This window comes from Ferrithrix thermotolerans DSM 19514, from assembly GCF_900128965.1.
In the GTDB taxonomy this organism is placed as follows: domain Bacteria; phylum Actinomycetota; class Acidimicrobiia; order Acidimicrobiales; family Acidimicrobiaceae; genus Ferrithrix; species Ferrithrix thermotolerans.
Map to the genome: position 1 here is coordinate 1 of NZ_FQUL01000023.1, position 21,101 is coordinate 21,101.

General features: G+C 50.4%; 22 protein-coding genes and 1 pseudogene. 2 read left to right on the forward strand and 21 right to left on the reverse strand.

Annotation, left to right across the window (positions count from 1 at the left end):
* Positions 1 to 412, forward strand: a pseudogene (locus BUA24_RS12515) (ABC transporter substrate-binding protein); the annotation flags it as partial.
* A gap of 111 nt (positions 413 to 523) precedes the next feature.
* Here BUA24_RS12515 and BUA24_RS07885 read toward each other — a convergent pair.
* Positions 524 to 2,287: a gamma-glutamyltransferase family protein gene (locus BUA24_RS07885; RefSeq protein WP_218587440.1), complete on the reverse strand. Its 1,764-nt coding sequence runs from the start codon at positions 2,285 to 2,287 to the stop codon at positions 524 to 526.
* A gap of 329 nt (positions 2,288 to 2,616) precedes the next feature.
* Here BUA24_RS07885 and BUA24_RS07890 point away from each other — a divergent pair, with 329 nt between their 5' ends.
* The gene (locus BUA24_RS07890) at positions 2,617 to 3,363 is read left to right on the forward strand and encodes a sulfite exporter TauE/SafE family protein (RefSeq protein WP_072791025.1); all 747 of its coding nucleotides are present in this window, start codon (positions 2,617 to 2,619) and stop codon (positions 3,361 to 3,363) included.
* 73 nt (positions 3,364 to 3,436) lie between these two features.
* On the opposite strand, the gene BUA24_RS07895 is transcribed toward BUA24_RS07890, so the two are convergent.
* From BUA24_RS07895 to BUA24_RS07990, 20 genes are all read right to left on the reverse strand, one after another.
* Positions 3,437 to 4,672, reverse strand: a complete 1,236-nt coding sequence (locus tag BUA24_RS07895; RefSeq protein ID WP_072791028.1) for a serine hydrolase domain-containing protein — start codon at positions 4,670 to 4,672, stop codon at positions 3,437 to 3,439.
* An 82-nt stretch (positions 4,673 to 4,754) separates the two neighbouring features.
* A complete protein-coding gene (locus BUA24_RS07900; RefSeq protein ID WP_072791031.1) occupies positions 4,755 to 5,513 on the reverse strand; it encodes an enoyl-CoA hydratase/isomerase family protein in 759 nt (252 codons plus the stop codon).
* Positions 5,514 to 5,539: 26 nt separating this feature from the next.
* On the reverse strand, positions 5,540 to 6,763 hold the full coding sequence (locus BUA24_RS07905; protein WP_072791035.1) for an acyl-CoA dehydrogenase family protein: 1,224 nt from the start codon (positions 6,761 to 6,763) through the stop codon (positions 5,540 to 5,542).
* A gap of 76 nt (positions 6,764 to 6,839) precedes the next feature.
* On the reverse strand, positions 6,840 to 7,949 hold the full coding sequence (locus tag BUA24_RS07910; protein ID WP_072791039.1) for a hypothetical protein: 1,110 nt from the start codon (positions 7,947 to 7,949) through the stop codon (positions 6,840 to 6,842).
* A gap of 100 nt (positions 7,950 to 8,049) precedes the next feature.
* Positions 8,050 to 8,340: a hypothetical protein gene (locus tag BUA24_RS07915; protein ID WP_072791043.1), complete on the reverse strand. Its 291-nt coding sequence runs from the start codon at positions 8,338 to 8,340 to the stop codon at positions 8,050 to 8,052.
* On the reverse strand, positions 8,330 to 9,553 hold the full coding sequence (locus BUA24_RS07920) for a hypothetical protein (RefSeq protein WP_072791046.1): 1,224 nt from the start codon (positions 9,551 to 9,553) through the stop codon (positions 8,330 to 8,332). The genes BUA24_RS07915 and BUA24_RS07920 overlap by 11 nt, the downstream gene beginning before the upstream one ends.
* Positions 9,531 to 11,579, reverse strand: a complete 2,049-nt coding sequence (locus BUA24_RS07925) for a flagellar biosynthesis protein FlhA (RefSeq protein ID WP_072791051.1) — start codon at positions 11,577 to 11,579, stop codon at positions 9,531 to 9,533. The genes BUA24_RS07920 and BUA24_RS07925 overlap by 23 nt, the downstream gene beginning before the upstream one ends.
* Before the next feature lie 373 nt (positions 11,580 to 11,952).
* Positions 11,953 to 13,080 (reverse strand): EscU/YscU/HrcU family type III secretion system export apparatus switch protein, encoded by a 1,128-nt coding sequence (locus BUA24_RS07930; RefSeq protein WP_072791054.1) that lies wholly within the window; start codon positions 13,078 to 13,080, stop codon positions 11,953 to 11,955.
* 2 nt (positions 13,081 to 13,082) lie between these two features.
* Complete coding sequence (locus BUA24_RS07935) at positions 13,083 to 13,844, reverse strand: flagellar biosynthetic protein FliR (protein ID WP_072791058.1); 762 nt, start codon at positions 13,842 to 13,844, stop codon at positions 13,083 to 13,085.
* On the reverse strand, positions 13,844 to 14,119 hold the full coding sequence (gene fliQ / locus BUA24_RS07940; protein ID WP_072791062.1) for a flagellar biosynthesis protein FliQ: 276 nt from the start codon (positions 14,117 to 14,119) through the stop codon (positions 13,844 to 13,846). Before fliQ ends, BUA24_RS07935 begins: the two co-directional genes overlap by 1 nt.
* Positions 14,116 to 14,820: a flagellar type III secretion system pore protein FliP gene (fliP, locus tag BUA24_RS07945; RefSeq protein ID WP_245790364.1), complete on the reverse strand. Its 705-nt coding sequence runs from the start codon at positions 14,818 to 14,820 to the stop codon at positions 14,116 to 14,118. The genes fliQ and fliP overlap by 4 nt, the downstream gene beginning before the upstream one ends.
* A gap of 28 nt (positions 14,821 to 14,848) precedes the next feature.
* Positions 14,849 to 15,301, reverse strand: coding sequence for a flagellar biosynthetic protein FliO (locus BUA24_RS07950; protein WP_072791065.1), 453 nt, complete (start codon positions 15,299 to 15,301; stop codon positions 14,849 to 14,851).
* Complete coding sequence (gene fliN, locus BUA24_RS07955; protein WP_245790369.1) at positions 15,301 to 15,642, reverse strand: flagellar motor switch protein FliN; 342 nt, start codon at positions 15,640 to 15,642, stop codon at positions 15,301 to 15,303. Before fliN ends, BUA24_RS07950 begins: the two co-directional genes overlap by 1 nt.
* Before the next feature lie 2 nt (positions 15,643 to 15,644).
* On the reverse strand, positions 15,645 to 16,547 hold the full coding sequence (locus BUA24_RS07960; protein WP_072791070.1) for a flagellar motor switch protein FliM: 903 nt from the start codon (positions 16,545 to 16,547) through the stop codon (positions 15,645 to 15,647).
* Between the two features lie 86 nt (positions 16,548 to 16,633).
* Positions 16,634 to 17,113 carry a flagellar basal body-associated FliL family protein gene (locus BUA24_RS07965; RefSeq protein ID WP_072791072.1) on the reverse strand — a complete coding sequence of 160 codons (480 nt, stop codon included), beginning with the start codon at positions 17,111 to 17,113 and terminating at the stop codon, positions 16,634 to 16,636.
* 77 nt (positions 17,114 to 17,190) lie between these two features.
* Positions 17,191 to 18,003, reverse strand: a complete 813-nt coding sequence (locus BUA24_RS07970) for an OmpA/MotB family protein (RefSeq protein WP_072791076.1) — start codon at positions 18,001 to 18,003, stop codon at positions 17,191 to 17,193.
* Position 18,004: 1 nt separating this feature from the next.
* Entirely contained in the window at positions 18,005 to 18,805 is an 801-nt protein-coding gene (locus BUA24_RS07975; protein WP_245790371.1) for a motility protein A, read from the reverse strand.
* Complete coding sequence (locus BUA24_RS07980; protein ID WP_072791079.1) at positions 18,805 to 19,065, reverse strand: flagellar FlbD family protein; 261 nt, start codon at positions 19,063 to 19,065, stop codon at positions 18,805 to 18,807. The genes BUA24_RS07975 and BUA24_RS07980 overlap by 1 nt, the downstream gene beginning before the upstream one ends.
* A gap of 163 nt (positions 19,066 to 19,228) precedes the next feature.
* Positions 19,229 to 20,497, reverse strand: coding sequence for a flagellar hook protein FlgE (locus tag BUA24_RS07985; RefSeq protein WP_072791081.1), 1,269 nt, complete (start codon positions 20,495 to 20,497; stop codon positions 19,229 to 19,231).
* A gap of 112 nt (positions 20,498 to 20,609) precedes the next feature.
* Positions 20,610 to 21,086 carry a flagellar hook capping FlgD N-terminal domain-containing protein gene (locus BUA24_RS07990; RefSeq protein WP_084660326.1) on the reverse strand — a complete coding sequence of 159 codons (477 nt, stop codon included), beginning with the start codon at positions 21,084 to 21,086 and terminating at the stop codon, positions 20,610 to 20,612.
* Between the last annotated feature and the right edge of the window lie 15 nt (positions 21,087 to 21,101).

The following is a 21,101-nucleotide window of genomic DNA, read 5'->3' on the forward strand; positions in this document are numbered from 1 at the left end:
AGCTCAGGTAGGTATCACCATAAACCTATCTCAAGCACCATTCAATCAGGTAATCTCAAACGCTAGCCCCACCTCTACCTCCTGGCAGATGGAGAACTGGGCCGGTGGATGGGTATATGCTCCAGACTACGCTCCAACCGGAGGTGAGATCTTCTCATCTACCGCTGGCTCTAACTTTGGAAGTTACAACGATCCAACGGCGGATAAGTTGATAAACGAGACTCATACAGCTCCAGCATCGCAATTCAACTCGGTGTTCAACCAGTACCAGGACTACATGGTGCAGCAGTTGCCAGTCTTCTATCAGCCAAACCCACCTTTCCAGCTGTCGGAGATCCAAAGCAACCTCAAGGGCGTAACACAAAACCCATATGCTAACATTACGCCTGAGACCTGGTACTTTGTAAAGTAAACAACTCAAGCACACGAACATCTACGATCTATCTCCAGATGATGCTCTTCACTGACGACCTCTTGCTGGATCATTTACCTTCTCAAGACCTCGGCGAGAGATCACTAAAGGCTACCTGCCCACGGTGTAGGCCTGATTCTGACGAGGGTCTGATCCTCCTGTAAGAAGTTCACCCTTCCTAGATACAGCACAGACCCTTCCGAGGGACCAAGGACCTTGAACATAGACGTCGTGCCCCCTCAGCCTAAGGCCTTCGACAGTTGCATCGGAGAACCTTCCTTCAACGTCGATACGACCGACCTTGATCTCTCGCGGGTAGAAAGAAGAGATCATATGATGTGTATGAAAACTCGGTGCGTCAATGGCTTCTTGCAGATCACCACCTTGTCTTCGCATATACCTTAAGAAAAAGGTCAGTGTCCACTGATCTTGCTGATCACCTCCAGGGGTGCCAAAGGCCGCAATCTCTTCGTTATCCCGAATTACAAGAGTAGGGCTAAGAGTCGTTCTAGGGCGTCTGCCTCCTAGATAAGGTGAAGGCGATCTCTCATCTAGCCAGCACATCTGAGCTCGTGTAGAGATAGAAAAACCAAGACCCGGAACGCATGGACTGCCATGCAGCCATCCACCCGATGGAGTAGCTGATACTACGTTTCCAAAGCGATCTGTTACGTCTAAGTGACAGGTATCCCTACTAATAGGATCCGGTGGCAGTCCCATGGCTGTCTTAGTTCCATCTTCGTACAGGAGATCGCTAGATGGTAACCAGGGCTCCGCTCCACCTGGTGAACCTGGCCGATGAAGATGAGACGCTGCGTCAGCGATTAACTTTCTCCTCTCATCTGCATAACGAGTAGACAAAAGATCTTGAAGAGGAACGTCTCTAAAGAGAGGATCTCCATAGAAGGCATCACGGTCTGCTAGGGCAAGTTTTGCCGCCTCGACCACCAAATGAACAAACTCATCGGATAAGACATCTAGGTCATCTAGGTCGTAGGACTCGAGAAGCTTGAGCTGCTGCAAAAACACTGGCCCTTGACCCCAGGGTCCTGTCTTGTAGACAGTAGCCTCTCGGTATCTAACCGCTACTGGATCCTCCAAAGCAGGACTCCACTTTGCAAGGTCATCACCGGTCAAAAATCCCCTGTTAGTCGTCCCACTGTCGTCATAGATGGACTCTTTCGAGAAGAACTCATCGATCGCCTCAGCGACGAACCCTCGATAAAACACTTCAGATGCTCTTCTTATCTGAGCCGATCGGTCGCCTCCGGCGCCCTTTGCCTCGCGTAAGATCCGTTCGTAGGTGTTGGCCAAGACCTCATTTCTCCAGACAGAACCTCCTTTCGGAGCCTGTCCACCTATCAGGTAGATCTCAGCTGAGGTTTTCCAGTGACTTAGGAACAGATCTCTTGAGGCTTCAATAGTTCGGGCGGCTTGGTCGAGAAGCCGGAAACCAGATCTTGCATAAGAGATGGCCGGACTCATCACCTCCTCGATAGAGAGAGAACCATACTCATCCAACAGTCGCATCCAAGCTCCAAATGCCCCAGGAACTACTGCCGCTAGCGCTCCAGTTCCAGGGATCTGGCGTAGCCCTAGACTTACCACCTTCTCGATGCTGGCAGCCTCAGGAGTTACTCCTTGACCACAAAGCACCCTGACCTTGTCACTATCTCCTGTCTTAAAGATCACAGGTACGTCACCGCCCGGACCGTTGAGGTGCGGTTCTACTACCTGAAGCACGAGGGCCGCCGCGACAGCGGCGTCGAAGGCGTTACCACCCCGCTCCAACATACTCATCCCCGTTGCAGCAGAGAGCCAGTGAGTCGAGGACACCACCCCAAAGCTTCCTGCTATCTCTGGCCTTGTCGCCACCGATCCTCCAAACACAATCTCTGGATATTGTCCATCTACTCGCTTCGAACTTCGAACCAGCTGGGGCCGTCAAAGCTCAACCGATCCAGCAACGTTCTAAAAGCATCCGTGGCGGCAGGCCGACTCAAACTGATTGAGTCTACCCGCCAACCCTTGTATATTAAGTATCGTATACTGTATTTCGATAGAGGTTAGCAAAACACCAAATCGACATCTCTGATAGGAGTTCAATATCATCCCATTTGCTCCCCTTATGCATTGCTTGCCGATCGCAACTAAATGCTGTACTCAGACCAACTCCAACCCCGATAAACCCAAGGCAGGCCCAGATGGATGTTGAGCGATACCTTCTTATCGCACTAGCTGGGGCTGGGGCTGGATTTGTAAACACAGTCGTGGGTTCAGGAACTCTAATCACGTTTCCTACCCTTCTCACACTAGGCTACTCTCCTTTGGTTGCCAACGTATCAAATACCCTAGGACTTGTTCCAGGTTCGGCTAGCGGCGCATATGGATATCGAAAAGAGCTAAAGGGTCAAAGAGAGCGAGGAGTGAGACTCTCATTGGTCGCCCTACTTGGAGGAACCACTGGGGCAGTGCTTCTGGTGATACGACCTGGAATATTTCAACAGATCGTACCCTATCTCGTACTATCAGCCGTAGCACTACTGGTGCTTCAACCAAAACTCACAAGATACGTTGCAGCCAAAGATAGCGGAAGGTTGAGCAGTGGAATCCTCTACCCGGGCGTTTTTCTAACGGCGATCTACGGAGGATACTTTGGAGCGGCCCAAGGGGTGATCCTAATCGCAGTTTTAGCCATAGGCATTGAGGAGTCCTTGCAAAGACTCAACGGTCTAAAGAACGTTCTCGCCGGAGTTGTCAACGCTGTAGCCGCCGTCGTCTTTATCTTCATCACACATATCGCCTATGGCCCTGTGATCACCATCGCTCTTTCATCGATCGTAGGAGCGCAGGTTGGTGCCAAGGTAGGTCGCAAAATTCCCTCCAACGTACTTCGAAGCGTCGTCGTGGTCGTTGGACTCTTAGTTGCAACAAAGCTGATCCTAAACTAAAGGTCTACTATCGTTTCCCGCAATTGACAGAACTTCCTTACAGAGCATTCCACTCATTCCCAAATTCGTCGTATCAATCTACAAGCGACTGATAGACCAGCTGTGCTAGCTGAGTTCTAATCGGATAGGTGCTCGACGGAATAAGCTGGGTCAGGAATACTACAGTTAACTCCTCTTTCGGATCTACCCAAAATGCAGTAGATGCAGCACCTCCCCAGGAGTACTCACCCATAGAAGCAAAGGTCTTGGACGCTGCGACGTCCCTCACCACGGCAAATCCAAGACCAAAACCTACACCCTTGTAGGAGGACTCTGCAAAGATCGGCCTTCCAAAGGTCTCAAGATCTTGATCTCCGGGTAGGTGGTTCATTGTCATATAGTCAACACTTCGACTACCAAGCACCCTAAATCCGTCGAGTTCGCCCCTATTTAGGAGCATCTGGGTAAAGCGATGGTAGTCGTATAATGTTGAGAGAAGTCCACCGCCTCCCGAGAGGTATCTAGGGGTCTCAGTTGGTACCTCTGCCATCGACCCAATCCTCAAAAGGGCCCCATCGTAGGGAGACTTTGTATAAAGCGATGCAACTCTATCACGATCGCCTGAGTTGACAAAAAATCCTGTGTCCGACATTCCAAGAGGAACCAGAATCTCCTCCTGGAAGAACTCCTCCAGGGACTTTCCCGCAACAACCTCAACTACCCTGCCTAACACGTCTGTTGCGACAGAGTAGTTCCACTCGCTTCCTGGTTCAAACAACAGCGGCAGCCCAGCCCAGGCGTCGCAACACTGAGCCAAGTCAAATCCTTCTGGAGCACCCCACTCAAAACCTGCCGACCTATACATCTGATCCACTGGGTGCGCGTAATGAAAACCATACGTCAAACCAGCTGTATGGGTAAGCAAATGCCAAATCCTCATAGGCTCCTGAGCTGGCACGAGAGCGGGTGACTGGGAACTTCCCCTTTGGAATACCTTTACATCTTTGAACGAGGGGATGAACTTATAAACAGGATCGGTTAGTTCAAATAGGCCGCGCTCAAACAGGATCATCGCAGCAACCGAGGTTATCGGTTTGGTCATTGAGTAAATTCTTACGATAGTGTCGAGTTCCATCGGATGGTTAGAGGCTATGTCTGCCATTCCCCTTGCGTCGGCGAACACTACCTTGTTGCCCCTGGACACCAACACGGAAAACCCTGGCAGTCTACCATCGTCTACATATCGCTGAAAGTGCGAGGAGACTCTTTCAAGCCTCTTTGCATCCATACCCACTTCGGCCGGATCGACGTCAACAACTATCTTGGACATATCTCATATCACCTCATTCTCAAGGCTAGATCAGAACCATTCAAAATACACATCACAGTCATTGCTCTAAGTTCATAATGAGCTAACTTCGGTTTCGCCTTAAAAATAGGTCAACTCGTTCTCCTAGCTCCGACGTCTTGAAAGAGACAGCACGAAGAACGCCAGCGTGTTTAAAAAATCCTTGGTCGTAGCGGGACATAGAAAGGTTATAAAGTTCCAGTCCGCTCTGCAGAGAGTAAAGAGAGGCCTTTGAAATCTCGGCCGCCAACTCCCTGGCGCGTTCTAGGGAGTCGTCCACGACCTCATCAACGAGTCCGAACTGCTGAGCCATTGTGCTGTCAAACTCCCTAGAGGTGAGTGCCAGTTCCAGTGCTCGACGTTCTCCCATGTTCTTAGCCAGTAGTGGGAAGATTCCATATGGAAACAGCCCCAGTCTAAGCTCAGTTAGAGCAAAAGATGTTTTAGTCTCCGTGATGTTGATATGTCCTAGACCAGCTAGACCGACACCGCCGCCACGGCATACCCCTTTGCTTGCAACTACCAGTGGCTTAGACAACTGAAACGCCAGCTGGAAAAGACTCATTCCTGGGTCCACGGCACGATAGTTTTCTTCTGGGCTGGCCACGTGTGCCGCATAAAACTCTTCGAGGTCACCGCCAGCACAGAAGTTCCTGCCGTTTGCTCCCAGGATTACAACCTTGACCTCTCTATCGTTTTGGAGGTCTCTCAACGTCGATACCAGCTCGTCGATCATCTGCTGATTCAGTGCGTTGTGCTTCTCTGGACGATTGAGCAAAACAACCGTAACAGTAGAACGATCCACCTCTAAATAAGTTGTCATAGCTTATCTCCTCGCTATTACCCTCTCTAGTACGACCTCGGCAGGCCGAGTTCGGTCTCAGCTATATAGTTGAGCACCATCTCGTTGTTGATGGGGGCAGTCTTTGAAAGACGAGTAGACGCCAGCATCTGGACTATCTCGGTCTCAAGAACAAATCCAGTTCCACCGTGCGCAGCTAAAGATCTGTCTATCGCCTCAAAGGCAACCTCCGAGGCTAGATACTTAGCCATGTTGGCATAGGTGCCTACCTCCTGGGGTGCCGTTCCCCTGTCAAAGGCCTGAGCAGCTTCGTATGTGAGCAGTCTTGCTCCTTCCTGGGTTGTTCTGATTCGCGCTAGGGGATGCTGGAGAGACTGATAGTGCGCAATCGAACGTCCGCCAAATACGACTCGTTCTTTTGCATACTCAATCGCTTTGTTGACGAAGTAATCAACCGAACCAACTGCCATCGCTGCCGCTACTATTCGCTCGGGGTTTAGCGCTGAAAACAATACAGACGCTCCATGATTCACCTCACCCAACACCAGCTCGCTTGAAACTTCAACGTTATCGAAGAAAAGTTGAAACTGGTTGTATCCTTCTACTCCCACTGTCGACATCTTTACCTTGGACAAGCCAGAAGCGTTAGTAGGAACCAAGAACAACGTGAGACCAAACGACCTCTTCAAGTTGCTCCTTTTTATCTCCTCTAAAGTGGTCGTCCTGGCTACTACTAACACATAGTCGGCCCGATCAACACCGGTTATCCAAGCCTTCTCACCACTTAGAACATACTCGGTCCCATCACTTGCCGCCTTGGCCGACAAAGTTAGTTCGAAAGAGTTGGTTCCCGCTCCAGGCTCGGTAATCGCAAATGCGGTCTTAATCTCTCCGGAAGCGATCTTGGGGAGGAACCGTCTTCTCATCGATTCACTTGCTCCTGTCAGTATCGCCATCGTGTCCATCGTTATAAGAAGAGCTAACGTATTTCCCAGTCCAAATGCACTAAAGCGTTCCATCGCAAGCACCATCGACAACAGTCCCGCTTCAGTGCCTCCGTAACAAGCAGGGATCAGGGCTCCAAATAGGCCCAAGGAGACCATTGCGTCGTTGAGTTCATCAGGGTAGTGATGTTGGTCAAATATCTCCCTGATAAAGCTTCTCTTTTTAGGTCCGAGAGAGTTCAGATAGTAATCTACGGCATCTACCACTGCAAGATGCGTCTCGTTGAACCTCTCTGAAGTAACCTTAGCAGACGACCCTCTCACCATTTTTCCGCTCCCCCGCTACAACGATCCTGAACAAAGAACTCAAAGGAAAGGCTAGCTGAAAGACAATTAGAGAGGCCTAGATACCGCTTGGATTATCGGGCGTCCTATTTCTAACACGAATAGTCTGAATAGTCGGCTCTCTTCGCCTGCGGACGCCACTCCATGGCGCAGGTACAGCATCGATCTCTTTGGCTAGCCGGTAAGCCAGGCGCTCATAGTTCACCCGCCAACCACGAAAGTCACGCCATGCCTGTTCGATCCTGACCTCAACTGGGAACCCGACCTCCAAGATTCGCTCAATTCCAACTTGGAACTCTTCAAAGGAAAGGTCTATTGGATCGTTAGGTGAGGGATCTTCGTCGAAGTCAAACCTAAGAGTCCTCCCGATAGAGCGAAGAGCCGAAAAGCCCATCCTGAGAAATAGCCTTGCCTCCACCGGAGCTTCTGACGGAGCTAGAGCAAGAAACAATGCCGCTGAGTCCAAGACCGCCAGCATCGCAACCAACCAAGAGGAGTAGGGGTTGGGAGACCTAAAGCGAAGCAGTATGGGATAGGTAGAGTGGGACTCTTCAACATCAGCAGCCCACCGTTCCCAGGTATGGTAGTAGTCAGCTAATTCCTTTGATGAGTCGATCATACTGCGAATCCCCACCCTCGTTCTTGCAAGCATCTCAGGTCCCCAAGGAGGCTGCCCTGCTCGAGCCGTCAAAAGTGAGACCTCGGTCTCCCGTCTGGCGAATGCTGCATAAAGGGTTGGTAAGTAAGAGATCTGAAGTGCGACTATCGTCAGCCCTGTAAAGCCACCTATGAAATCAACGGCAGTGGCCCAGGCGTTGGGGGTCGATGTAAATCCGAGGGTTAGAAGTGATGCGCCGGCCTCACGTACCGCCTGCTTCAAACTAGACACACCGGGATAGAGGAGGAGTGTAAGCGCTAAGAGAAGAAGTGTAATCCAAATGAGGAGGTTTACAAATATCACAACCGCCGGCTGACTCGCTCTAAGAGAGTCACGCCTCTCGTAACGGCGAACGGGAAGAAGTGCAAAGCGATACAGATACTCCACTAGTGCATCAGAGACTCTCCGAATACCACGAATCCTTCCCCTGGGAATGACTAAGGTACGGGCGATGCTACCCAACACAAGCAGATACGTTACAGAGCCAGTCAAGACCAAAACGTAGTTCAAAGCTTCCCCAGTTCTCTTTATTTAGGAACTATAAACCCTGACCCTGACATCACAGTCAGAGCTTAGGCTAGGCCACACCCCGGTGCACTGCGGTCATCTTTTACGAAATACCTTCGGGAAGTTCGCGCCCAGCACCTTGGTGGCTAGAGTTCTGCGCCCCTCCTACAACATAGTCATCCATCTGATGGGACCTTGACTGCTGGATGTTTTGGACCGTAAATAGAGCGACGATAGTCGAAAGGAAGCTCATCGCTATAACTGAAAACAGTAACGCTATTAGAACATGGGTCAGAAGGTCGCTCAGGACTAAGTAGCCTTTCATGAACTCAAAAAGAGAGGGTGTCGAGCAGATCAAGGCGATCAGCATCGTTAGCTTGAATCTACCGGACAACGTGGTTCCTCTTGGATGTGATCACATCTAGCCAACTATCAACTGTGGACCGCTGTCCGTCGACTGCGACTATCGGAAGACCGAGAGAGGTAAGCGACATCGGATCCGCAGATGAGGAAAGATTGACTATTGAGACCGCATCTACCCTTCCAAGATTAGAGAGTTGGCTCATCGTCTTGGAGAGACTCTGACCAGCATTGATCTCGGCCACAACAAATAATCGTCCTCGAGGAAACACCTCTTTGAAGTGTCTAACTGTTGAGCTTCTCGCCATCACCAACACAGACTCTCCTGCTCTAAGAGCTGCAAGTATCGCCGTTGGTTCTTCGGACATCGTCGAGTCGAAGGGACCCTGCAGAAATATTCGGCGATCCTGTCGAATGGACAGGACGTTGCCGACCACACTAACAGAGCGCCGTGGATCCTTATCTGAACATGAAGTTAGAACTACGAGACTGCCTTCTTTAACCTTCGGCAACTCATGTAGTCTTCTGATCGCAATCGCACCCTTCGCAGCTTGGCTATCAACACCGTAGAGATCTTCTTCTTTGAAGGCTTCGTCGCGATCAGCTCTGTATGCGACCCGTCCGCGTGTAAGGTCAATCACCTTGGCTTCGTTGCGACTTTCAATAGCATTTGTCCAGGGCTCGGAGAGAAGTGGCTGCGTCGTCTCGGCATCGTCTAGCGAAGAACCTTCTACCGCCTCGCCCTGAAGAATCCACTTGGGCTTGGCAACCTCTTCCAAGTACTGGCGCTTGCCGTTTCTCTTGTAGATGACGGCTCCAAGACCCTTCTTATCTGCTGTTGAATTCTCTTGATCGACATTGTAAGGAGTTAGGTTCTCTCCAACTTTACCGGCATCGTTGTCGATAACGTCAAGTCCGTATTCCTGATACCTCCTTAGACCTTCCCCTTTTGATCTTACCCTGAAACGCTCTTCAGCCTTAGACAGTCCCTTGCCACCATACACACCGACGCTTAGCGCATCTCGCAGTTCTTCTGCGAAGGTTTTGTTATCCACCTCAGTTCTGAGATCAATTGAACTCTTAGGCTCTACAACTATCTCGTACTTTGTCTTGGTCAAAAAGCCTAAGGCTCTCTTTGACTTGATTCTCTGTGCAAAGACCACCTTTGCACCTGACCCACAGTGTCGGTTGGCCTTCTCAATAGCCTCCTGAACAGTCGAACCGTCAAACTTTAGCTGTTGCGTCAACTCGAACCACCCCTACTCTAACTACACGAACAGTACTTGAGACATCCCTATCTGCTAGAACCGGCACATGACATCCGTAAGAGTCCAGCAACCTTCTAAGAGGTGTCCTGATACGGAAACTCACTACCACAACTGCATCAAAGCCTTGGCGAGCAGCGTTTTCGTTGAACTCTTCAATCTGTCTGACAAGAGCTGCTGCCTCCTCTGGACTGAGAACCAACACAGAACGGCCCTCGTTGATATGAATAGAGCCGTAAAGATAGTGTTCACTTTGTCCATCGATCTCGATCGTTGCCAAAGAGTTATTGACTATATAAGGCAACGCCAACTGGTATCCAAGACCGGCTCTAGCTGCATCCAAGAGCTGATCTGGATCCCGTGACACCTTTGACCTATCGATAACAGACTCCAAGATGGCGGCCAGATTTCTTATTGAGACACCCTCTTGCAAAAGATCCTTTATCACACGCTGAACCTCCCCGAGTCCGATCTGGGACTGTGCCATCTCATCAACCACCACCGGCGCGCTCTTCTTCAACTCATCTAGTAACTCCTTTACCTGTTGCCTGGTCACTAGCTCAGCAGCGTGTGTGCGTACGACTTCGGCCAGATGTGTAATCAATACCGAAACTCGGTCGACTACCGTGGCACCAATCGCAGTAGCCTGGGCCTTTGCACTAAGTGGAATCCACTTCGCCGGGATCTGAAACACGGGCTCCACCGTAGCTTCGCCTGGAAGGGATGCAAGGTTATCTCCGATCGCTAAGACTCGGCCCTGGGGAGCAGAACCTCTCGCAACTTCTACCTCGTAGATCTTGACTACATATGTACCTTGAGGAAGCGAGATGTTATCTCTTGTTCTAACCGGAGGAAGAGTAATGCCGAGCTCCGTTGCAAGCTTTTTCCTGAGCCCCTTTATCCTCTCTAGCAGATCACCCCCAGCCAAGGGATCCACTATGTCAAGCAGATCAAGAGCGAGGTCAAGTTCGATAGCCTCGATAGCCGAGTCGCTCACCGCTGGATCTTGCGAGGTTTGAACGGCGGAGATATCCGTCGGCAGTGTTATCCCTTGCTCGTCGTCCCTAGCCTGTCCCAGACTAACCCTTCTCCCCAAGGCAAACATGCCAAGTCCTACTAAGATGAAGGGGAGTTTGGGCAATCCGGGAAGAAGGCCAAGGAACGCAACCACTCCGCCGCCTAACTCCAAGGCCTTGCCCTGCTTGCCAAGTTGTGATAGGAGATCAAGTCCAAAATCCGCCTGGTTGGATGTTCTTGTTACAACCAAACCAGTCGACAGAGACATGAGCAAAGCAGGGATCTGCGAGACCAGCCCATCTCCCACTGAAAGTAGGGAGTAGGTATCGATTGCCTGGGTTATTGGTAGATGATTTTGAAGTACGCCTACGATAAAGCCACCAAGTAGGTTGATTAGGGTTATGACAACAGCAGCGACGGCGTCGCCTTTGACAAACTTAGATGCACCATCCATTGCGCCATAGAAATCAGCTTCGCGGGCTATGTGCTCTCTTCGTCTTCGAGCCTCTGCTTCATCTATATGACCAGCGTTTAAGTCAGCGTCGATCGCCATCTGTTTTCCGGGCATTGCGTCTAGGGTAAAGCGGGCGCCAACCTCAGCTACTCTGCCCGCACCGTTAGTTATCACAACGAATTGAATGATGAAAAGTATTAGAAATACCACCAGTCCCACGATCACAGATCCACCAACTACGAAGTGTCCAAAGCTTGAGATAACACTTCCTGCATATCCGTGAAGAAGCACCAATCGGGTTGCGCTGACGTTTAACGCAAGGCGAAACATCGTTGCAAGGAGCAAGACCGAAGGGAAGGCGGAGAACTCAAGCGGATCTTTTACTCGTAGAGCTACCGTAAGCACGATCATAGCAAAGGTAATGTTCAAGGTGATGGCAATATCAAGCACTGACGTTGGCAGCGGTATGACCAACATCACCACTATTAGTACAACACCCAATGGCACAAGTAACGAAGCCCTGTTAAACTTTGGCATAACTCATTCCAAAATCGAGAGCCGTCCACTGGCTAGGGTCAACCGTCCTGGTAACAGATGATCGGAGAGAATAGGTCAAAGCTTTACTGATTTTCATAACCGGCTCAAAGATCGTGTCGTAAAGCCGGCTATAGAATCCTGAGCTTCTACGATCTCATCCAAGGTGTGAACTATAGGTGCAAAGACGTGATCTCTATCGATATTTACAGAGATATCCTAAATTACATCCACCGACAACTCGAGGTATCACCAAGGAGGAAATTCAGTCACACCGATCTACCTGAACCTCCAAGGAATCGATACAAATTATCGAAGTTAGGGTTCGCCTATACAACCATGACGATAGACATCGATATAGCCGAACCGCTTGATCTCAGGTCATCTGCGATACCTTCTCTAAGAGGTCCTCTGGAAGATCTCGGAGTTTTGTGGAGTGGTTAGTCTCATAGTACCTCGCCATCTGAGACAACTGGTAGACGAAGGCGAGCAGCTTTGCTACAGCCACGAAGAGCGTCGCTGGTATCTGTGTTCCGACCTTGCACCCCGCATACAGCGTCCTCGCCAAGACGACGTCTCTGACCACGGGAACCGAGGAGCTCTCCGCTACCTCCCTGATCTTTTGGGCGACGTATCCGGTACCCTTAGCTACGACAACGGGCGCCCCATGGGTTCCAGGTCGATAAGCTATCGCCACTGCGTAATGCGTCGGGTTTACGACCACCACATCCGCCTCCGACACCGCAGCCATCATTCTCGATCTGCTGAGCTGACGTTGAAGGCGGCGTATTCTCGCTTTCACCAAGGGATCACCGTCCATCTCTCTCATCTCGTCTTTTATCTCCTGCTTCGTCATATACAGACTCTGGATAAGTCGATAACGCTGGTGGAAAAAGTCCATTATACCAAGGGCAAGACCGACAAGAGAGAGAGTACGCACGAGCGCCAAAGATCCATTTACGGTGTTAGTAACGGCTTCGGATAGAGACAGCTGGCCGCTGGCCAAAGTCATAACCTGAGACTTTACAACCATCCAGCCAACTCCAGCAGTAATGACGAGTTTTAGAATAGACTTGCCAAGTTCAAAAAGTGAGTTAGGGGACACAACTTTTTTCACGTTGCCAATAACAGAGAGACGAGACGTCTTCGGCAGTACGTTCTTCCAATTGATGGCGACTCCACTTTGTCCAACAGTGGTGGCGAACGCGACCACAAAACCTACCCCAGCCACGATGGCAGTACCGTATATAAAAGTTCTGAGACCGTAAAACAGGGCGTTGAGCGCTAGGCCAGCGGTAAGAGATGAAGCTCTTAGATTCTCCCATCCATATACCATCTGCAAAAAATAGGGGGTTAGATAGTGAAATATATATGGTCCTACGTACCCTAAGACAAATAGAAGTCCCCATGAGGAGACCTCGGGCGAGCGCGCAATCTTGCCATCTTTACGTGCCTCTTTTTTGCGTTTGGGTGTGGGTTTCTCTGTTCTGCCGGCCTTTGACATCTCTACCTTACTCCCAAAAGATCGCCTTCAGCCGAGATCACGTAGTGTAGGGCAGATGCGAGAAACTCAGGCAACAGAGCAAGAGAAAGCATCATCAGCCCCAATGAGAGAAGGATTTGAAGGGGAAAAGCAAACGTATACGCATTTAGCTGGGGAGATACTTTGACTAAGATACCAACGATTACCTGAGAAAGAAACAAGACAGAGAGGATAGGAGCGGCGATCTGTATCGACGCGCCCATTAGCACCGAGACGCTTTCTACTATAACAACCATCCCGATCTCTGGATTTGCTAACACCTTTGTGCCGTCGAGGGCAAGAAGACCTTGGACAACTACTGTGTCGGCTCCTGACATAAAGAACATCGTCATCCACAGAAGTCCATAAAGCTGACCGGTAACTGGAGACTGATTCAAAGACAGGGGATCCAAAGACGGGGGCGGTGAAAATCCTCCAAAGAGTCCAACCGCCGAACCTGCAGAGGAACCTAAGTTTATGAAGACGTTAGTTACATAGCCAACTATCCAACCCACGACGAGCTGAGCCAGCATCTGGGCGAGCAGCGTAAAGGTCGTAGAAGGGAGTGTCTCTACTTTTGCTATGTGAGGAGCTCCAGCAACGGCCAACGCAACTGCAAAAGCGACCTTAACTGCGCGTGGAATAACTGCGAGAGCAAAGGGTTGCGCGACAAATACAAAGCCAAAGGTACGGGCCATCACCAGCAAAAAACCGGTCAATAAGGCTGGTTGCAAGGATATCTGCACTAGCCACCGCCCAAAAGCTTGGGAATCTCTCCGTACAGGGTTGTAGTAAAGGTGATCAACTGCCCAATCATCCAGTGTCCAGTTATAAATAGCACCAGCGCAATCGCCGCAAGCTTGGGAAGGAACGAAAGGGTCGCTTCCTGGATCTGGGTCAGGGTCTGAAACAAAGACACAAGAAGCCCGACGGCCAACGCTGCGCCTAGAACCGGACCTGCGAGTTCAAAGGCAAGATAAATAGCCTGCCCAGCAATCTGTATTACGGAGCTCTGGCTCATCTGTAACTAACCAACAACGTGTGTACGACCAACGTCCATCCGTCAACCAGTACAAATAGGAGGATCTTGAATGGAAGAGATATAAGTGTGGGCGGCAGCATCATCATTCCCATCGACATAAGGACAGAGGCCACCACTAGATCGATGATCAAAAATGGTACGAATATCACAAACCCAATTACGAAGGCACTATAAAGTTCTGACAGTACAAAGGCAGGCACCAGAGCCGCCATCGACACGTCTTGCACCTTTGGAGGTTTGTCCCCGGTTACTTGCACAAACATAGCCAGTTCAGGGATGCGGGTCTGTTTTAGCATCCAAGTCTTTAGGGGAGTCTGAGCTGCGTCGTAAGCCTGTACCGCAGATATCTTGCCAGCCATATATGGCTTTACCGCCACCCGCTCTACCGTGGAGAGAGTTGGTGCCATAACATAAAGAGATATAAACAGTGCTAGGCCAGCAAGCACCTGATTTGGAGGCACGGCCGAGAGGCCGAGGGCGTTACGAGTCAGAGATAGAACAACAACGGAGCGGACAAATCCTGTCATCATGATAAGAAGTGATGGTGCCACAGCCAGCAAAGAGAGGACGATGATGATAACTACCGACTCAGTCGGCTTGGCAAAAGAGCCCGAAAGATTTACGTTTACAGACGGCAAAGCGCCAGCGTTTCCAATGATATCGGACATAGTTGGTGCCATGGATGGCTTTTCCTCCCCGAGGAAGTTCTTACTTCCTATTTGAATTAGATCTTCTAACCTCCGTCATCGCCATCCATGAGTTCAACGGATTTCTACCAAACAAAGGGGATCTCCGATCCCCCCATTTTGAGACCAAAGCGGTCTCTGGATCTTCAATCTCTCGAAGATCGATAGTTTCAACCTCTTCGTCGAGCAACTCAGCGTTCGACTCTAAGACCTCCTGTTCGTCGAGCTTGGTGATTGAGCCTTGGGAGACGCCTATGAGCAGACGCCTTTCTCCGAATCGGACTACACAGAGCGACTGGCCCTTTCCTATCTGAGTCCGGCTCTCAACAAGCACATTTACGCGTTGTTTTGTAAGACCGTTTCGCTTCTCAAGCCTGATTGAGCCCTTTGTTATTACTCTGGCAAGTACCAACACTATGGCTACCACAACAGCTAAAGAGAGCAAAGACCTAAGCAGCAGAGCAAGCTCCGACACTACTGGCCCTCCTGTGCGGATGTGACCATATCTTCTCTAGCCACAACCTCGGTTATCCGCACTCCAAACTCATCGTCGACGACGACAACCTCACCTTTGGCGACAAGTGTTCCATTTACCAAAACATCCACTGCCGCATTCGCAGACCTATCTAGTTCTATAACGTCACCTGCCGCTAGAGCTAATAGCGCTCCAACTGTCATCTTCGCTCGTCCAAGTTCCACCGCTACCTGCATCTCGACGTTTTTGAGAACCGAGAGAGGCAGGTTTCGATCGGCTCCAAAACGCCTCTCGGCAGCTTCCCTTTGAGCTTGGTCGGTCATCTCTAAAGCTTCTTCCACTTCTACTCCTCCACGATTAATACTGCTAATCTGCTGCCGACCCGAGTAGGTCGTCCTTTGTACAGATGCGCGCCATCGACGATCAAGTCAAGAGGATCTGAGACCCTGTGCCCGAGCGAGACGACGTCGCCAGGCACAAGGCGAATAATCTCTCCACTTGTTAGTTGAATGGGCTTAAAGAGAACCTCTACGTCAACCTCAACGTCTTGAAGCCTGGTCTTCAACCCCTTGTGAAACTCTTCACTTTGTTTCTCAACGAGAGCATGACCCCTGCTGCCCAGACTCTCCACCAAGGGTCGCAACGCTGGAAAGGGGAATATCATGGTTATCTCTTCAGCTCCAAGTTCCCCTATAGAGACGTTGAAGTTCACGGAGAGACACATCTCATTCAGTGGGATGCCCTGAACAAACTGTAGCGCTTGTTCAGAGTTCAGGCGCTCGAACTTTGTCTCAATGATCGGAGAAAAAGCATTTGACAGCTGCGGCAGAACCTCCCCAAGGACACCGAGAATTATACTTTGTTCGATGTCGGTCGGTACTCTAGGCTCGAACTCTTGGTCACACACTCCTCCAAGCCGTAGATCCACCAGTTTCAAAGCCAAGGAGGCAGGCATAAAGAGCACGACCTTCGAGGGAAGGGGAACGAGATAAAAGACTGATACAGAACCGACTCCCGAAAGTTCACCGAGGATCTCCTCCCAGAGTTTTTGCGCTGTCCCTAGTATCTCTATGCGTGAAGCCACCCTCAAGTTGGCTCCAAGCAAGGTAGATGCTGGACGGGCAAAGCTCTCTAAAAGCATCTCGATAGATCGAACCTGTGTTCTCTCTAACGTCTTAGGCTGCCGAAAGTCAAAAGACTTAGTCGGCTTATCCCTTACTATCGACTCATCTCCACCCGAACCCACGCATCATATATCGTCACCAAAGCCGCTCGCTTTAGAGGCTTCGCCGCAAATAATCCTCTCTTGCAAAGCGATCAGCTACTTGACCATCACTGCATGATGAAGTTTGTGAAATATATCTGCTGTATCTGCGGCTTGCCAGGATCTTTCTTGAAAAGCGTATTGAGAGTACTCATAAGTTGAGATGCAAAGGCTGCCTTACCGTTTGCGGGAAGTAGAGCGTTATAAGACCAGCTCGAAAAGGTCTCGATCACATCGTTCATGATTTGAGCCTCCTGCGTAGAAATCGGCGTGATTACCGTACCACCTTTGAACTGAAAGGTCATCTGAGCCTGTACGACGTGCCCGTCGTTGAGATTCGTGGTGATGGGACCGAAGTTGTAAACGACCGGCGGGAGCGCTGCAGTAGCCTTGGACTTTGACGGAGAAGTTCCCATCAAAAAGTAGTACGCTGCACCTGCACCGAGTAGAACAAGAGGCAACATGAAGATAACAAGCTTCTTCTTCCCTCCTTTTTTACTCTCCTCGTCTTTTCCCGCACTCTTTGTTTCCTTAGCTGTCTTAGCCATCTTAGTTTTGCCCTCCTTAGCAAAGTTGATCTAACGGTTAGCCTGTGCAGCTACCCAAGTCACTCTCTAACTTTCAGTCAGTTGACCCCAACTCCGGCCGAGGTAGAAGTAGAGCTGGTGACAACTGTGTTTAGTATCACAACATCCACTCTCCTATTCATCGCCATGTTGGCAGGGCTTGAGTTGGGAACTATCGGCCTTGTCGCTCCATACCCAGTCGCCGAGAGTCGATCGGGGTTAATTCCATCGGTGCGGACCAGTCGCAACAAAACGTTTACTGCGCGAACAGCCGAGAGTTCGAAGTTGGAGCTGTAGGGTCCGCCAAGTATCGGTTGATTGTCTGTATACCCCTCTACCGAGATCTGATTCGGTAACGGAGCAACAACCTTTGCAATGGTATCTACGACCTCATCTCCTTGAGTTCCAAGTTCAGCGGAGTCCGTAGAGAAGAACGCTTGATCTGACAGAATCCGAACAACCACTCCTCTTCTCTCAGGGACAACCTGAGCGTCTTGGGACAAGCCCTGCTGCGCCAGCGCCTGACTTACCTGCTGCGCTATCTGCGACTCATTGGGAATCGTTGGGTGAGTCGGAGATGAGTTGATATTGATACTGGGAATCGGTGGGCCAAGCACGTTACCTGGATGCGAAACTAACGAGTTGTTCTGCAGTAGGCCAGTGTTGCCCTTCAAGATCGCATTGATAGAGTTGTTAGAAAAGCTCTGGATAAGACCGGTCTTGAACTCCACAAACTTCTTCAGGCTAATCGAGCTCATGGAGAACAAGATGATAAAGAGCGCCAGAAGCAGTGTGATCATATCGGAGTAGGTAAGAAGCCACCTCTCCGTGTTTTCAGCCTCTCCACCTTCCTCCTCTTTCCGCTTTGGCATCTTAGGCCGCCTTCTTCTTCGAAGACTCTCGCGCAGCTTCTACCACAGCACGCTCTTTCGGAGCTAAATAGGTAAGAAGCTGCTGCTCAAGCAGTCTTGGACTAGCACCAGCCTGTATAGCAAGTATCCCATCAACGATCAGATACCTAGTTCTAACCTCGATGTCAGAGACCCGATGGAGTTTGTTCTCTATCGGAAGCCAAAACACGTTTGCTGTAAGAACACCCCATAGAGTTGCCGTAAACGCCCCAGAGATAGCGGGACCCAAGGAGTTAGGGGAAGACAGATTTCCTAGAACGTGGATCAAGCCCATGATCGTTCCCAAGATTCCAACGGTCGGTGCGAATCCCCCCATGTCCTTGAAGAACTTTGCGCCAGCTTTGTGACGGGCCTTCATCGAGTCAATCTCACCCTCTAATAGCTCTCGAATTCTCTCGCTGTCAACTCCGTCGACAGCCAGCTGGATACCCTTTTTTAGAAAGGGATCTTGGATGCTCTTAGTGGCTGCCTCAAGCGCTAAGACCCCCTCTTTCCTAGCGATCTCCGCATACTTCACCATCTCTTTTATGCTTTCATCCGGTGATGCAACCTTGGCTAAGATCGCAGACTTCATGGCGCCAACTATCATCGAGATGTCCTTCAGCCTGTAGCCTGCCAAAGACACCCCAAAGGTGCCACCCAGCACCAAAAGCATCGAGGACGGAGCGATAAGCGCGGCCGGATTACCACCATCCATGATCATCGACACCAAGATAGCCACGAGTGCCACGCCTATACCTACGGGAGTTGCAAAGTCCATCATTAGACCTCCCCGTTGGGATGCGACAGGAGATGTAGGTTCGGCTGACCGCCACCTTCAGCTAGCTCCAACTTGGCAACGGTTCTGAGCACCCGAGCCTTGAAAGAGATGACTAGCTCAACGATCTCATCTACGGACTCCTTCACCACGAAGTTAGAACCGTTCGTAAGAGCTATGACCGAATCTGGAGTAGCTTCGACCTTTTCAATTAGGTCCGAGTTTAGAGTTAGACACTCACCAGAGAGTCGCGTAACCTTTATCATCCTTGATCACCCATCCTTATGGTTCAGTTATCGGCACATACGCCGTCACTTTGAGTGAGAACACAGAAAATCTATAGATTCTCTACCCATCACCCCTGGGCACAAAGAAAAAAGGCCCTTAGTCTTGGGTCAAGACTAAGGGTCCAGGAAGAGCCGGTTGAGTTTATGCCATCTGAACCAGAGACTGTAGAACCGTGGAGGTCGTCGACACTACCTTTGTGTTAGCCTGATAGGCCGTCTGTGCAACTATGAGGTCGGTAAGCTGAGTACCGAGGTTGACGTTGGAGGTCTCAACGGCTCCACCGACGAGAGTTCCAAGTCCTCCCGATCCTGCCAGGCCCAGTTGTGGGGCCCCAGAGTTGAGCGTCGCTTGGTAAAGAAGATTTCCTACCTTGGCAAGACCCTGATCGTTTGCAAACTGAGCCAAAGCGATCTGGCCGAGCGGCTGAGTATTACCGTTGGAGTAGTTTCCAACTATCTCTCCATTAGAGCTGATCGTAAAACCATCCAAGGTCCCCGACGCATTGCCATCTTGTGATGTAACCTGAATGGTTGAAGTTCCCGAGAACTGAGTTACCGCTTGCGGTGTACCAGCAGCCGGGAAGTCAAGGTTCATGGTATAGCCGGCTGGAAGATTGTTGTATCCCGTAAAACCTGACAAGGTAATGGGAGCGGTCGATGTCATCTGGCCTGTCGTTCCATTGAAAGAGATAGTAGTTCCTGCCGGCGTCAGTGTATCAGTCCCTCCTGCGGGATTAGGAGCCGTGGCCACTACGGACCAGGTGTTAGGGGTCGTTGATGCTGTAAAGGTTAAGGTGATAGGGATCTGCCCACCCAAAGAGTCAAATGCGGTAACAGTTGCAGTGTAAGAAGGTGCAGTTCCCGAACCGTTCCAAGCCGGTAGATTACCCCCTAGGTTGATGTTCTTTGTGGCGGTCGGATTAGCAGCCTGACCTTGGGGTATCGTTAGGTTGGTTAGGGGACCTGAGGTGTTTATAACGCCTGCCGCGTTAGGGGTCCAACCCTGAACAATCGCACCTGATGGAGTAACCAGTTCTCCGGCAGCGTCGAGCTGCAGATTACCCGCTCTTGTGTAGAAGGTATTGCCTCCTTGCTGCACCACCAAGAACCCCTGCCCCTGAATCGCAAGGTCAGTCTGCACACCGGTCTGAGACAATGTGCCTTGAGTAAAGTTAATTCCCGTAGAGGCGACCCTTACCCCCGATCCAATCTCGATCGGGTTGGTACCTCCATTTACCCCCACCTGAGGAGCCCCGGCACTCTGTTGTTGTTGATAGAGAAGGTCTGCAAACTGGATATCCGTTGACTGGTATCCTACAGTATCAACGTTGGCTATGTTATTTCCTATATTGTCGAGCCATGCTTGGCTAGCATCGATTCCAGAGATGGCTGCAGATAGTGATCTAGTCATTATGTATTCAACTCTCCTTGATTAGAAGTCCATTAGTTCTTGTAGTTTCAAGGCGCTATATCCGGTGGACCTCGCCAACACGACATCAAGTTATGCCTCGAAAGTTCGACGATTATGAGATCTGAGTCACTTGTGACAGTGGAACCTGGGCACCTCCTATGTTGAGAAGCGGACCGCTTGGACCTACAGATACTGAGCTAACTAGACCACTTTGGGAGTTTCCCGATGAGTCTTGATATGTGACCTGTTGGGAGATCAAAGCGCTTGCCTGAGCGACAGCCTGAGACTGTTGAAGCTGTGCCACCGACTGTTGCAAGGACTGTAGATCTTGAACCATCGTCAAGGTAGCGGTCTGGGCGATCATCTGCGTTGGATCGACAGGATTGGATGGATCCTGATTCGTTAGCTGTGTAACAAGTAGCTGAAGAAAGTCGTTTGAGGTTAGCGAACCAAGTCCGCTCGACGACTGTGAAGACGTGGAAGACGCTGATTGAGGAACCCCAGCCGCTGAAGTGGTCTGAGATATTGACGGACTGGTTATGGCGTTTGAGCCAAAAAAGGTCGACGGTAAAGGCAGTACCTGAGTCAACTTTCTCTCTCTTTC

What these genes read in the sequence shown, in the direction of transcription:
- BUA24_RS07890 (WP_072791025.1), top strand. Translation starts at nt 2,617, where the DNA reads ATGGATGTTGAGCGATACCTTCTTATCGCACTAGCTGGGGCTGGGGCT.
- BUA24_RS07965 (WP_072791072.1), bottom strand. Translation starts at nt 17,113, where the DNA reads ATGGCTAAGACAGCTAAGGAAACAAAGAGTGCGGGAAAAGACGAGGAG.
- BUA24_RS07970 (WP_072791076.1), bottom strand. Translation starts at nt 18,003, where the DNA reads ATGCCAAAGCGGAAAGAGGAGGAAGGTGGAGAGGCTGAAAACACGGAG.
- fliQ (WP_072791062.1), bottom strand. Translation starts at nt 14,119, where the DNA reads ATGAGCCAGAGCTCCGTAATACAGATTGCTGGGCAGGCTATTTATCTT.
- BUA24_RS07975 (WP_245790371.1), bottom strand. Translation starts at nt 18,805, where the DNA reads ATGATGGACTTTGCAACTCCCGTAGGTATAGGCGTGGCACTCGTGGCT.
- BUA24_RS07895 (WP_072791028.1), bottom strand. Translation starts at nt 4,672, where the DNA reads ATGTCCAAGATAGTTGTTGACGTCGATCCGGCCGAAGTGGGTATGGAT.
- BUA24_RS07900 (WP_072791031.1), bottom strand. Translation starts at nt 5,513, where the DNA reads ATGACAACTTATTTAGAGGTGGATCGTTCTACTGTTACGGTTGTTTTG.
- BUA24_RS07930 (WP_072791054.1), bottom strand. Translation starts at nt 13,080, where the DNA reads ATGTCAAAGGCCGGCAGAACAGAGAAACCCACACCCAAACGCAAAAAA.
- BUA24_RS07980 (WP_072791079.1), bottom strand. Translation starts at nt 19,065, where the DNA reads ATGATAAAGGTTACGCGACTCTCTGGTGAGTGTCTAACTCTAAACTCG.
- BUA24_RS07985 (WP_072791081.1), bottom strand. Translation starts at nt 20,497, where the DNA reads ATGACTAGATCACTATCTGCAGCCATCTCTGGAATCGATGCTAGCCAA.
- BUA24_RS07925 (WP_072791051.1), bottom strand. Translation starts at nt 11,579, where the DNA reads ATGCCAAAGTTTAACAGGGCTTCGTTACTTGTGCCATTGGGTGTTGTA.
- BUA24_RS07905 (WP_072791035.1), bottom strand. Translation starts at nt 6,763, where the DNA reads ATGGTGAGAGGGTCGTCTGCTAAGGTTACTTCAGAGAGGTTCAACGAG.
- fliP (WP_245790364.1), bottom strand. Translation starts at nt 14,820, where the DNA reads ATGGCACCAACTATGTCCGATATCATTGGAAACGCTGGCGCTTTGCCG.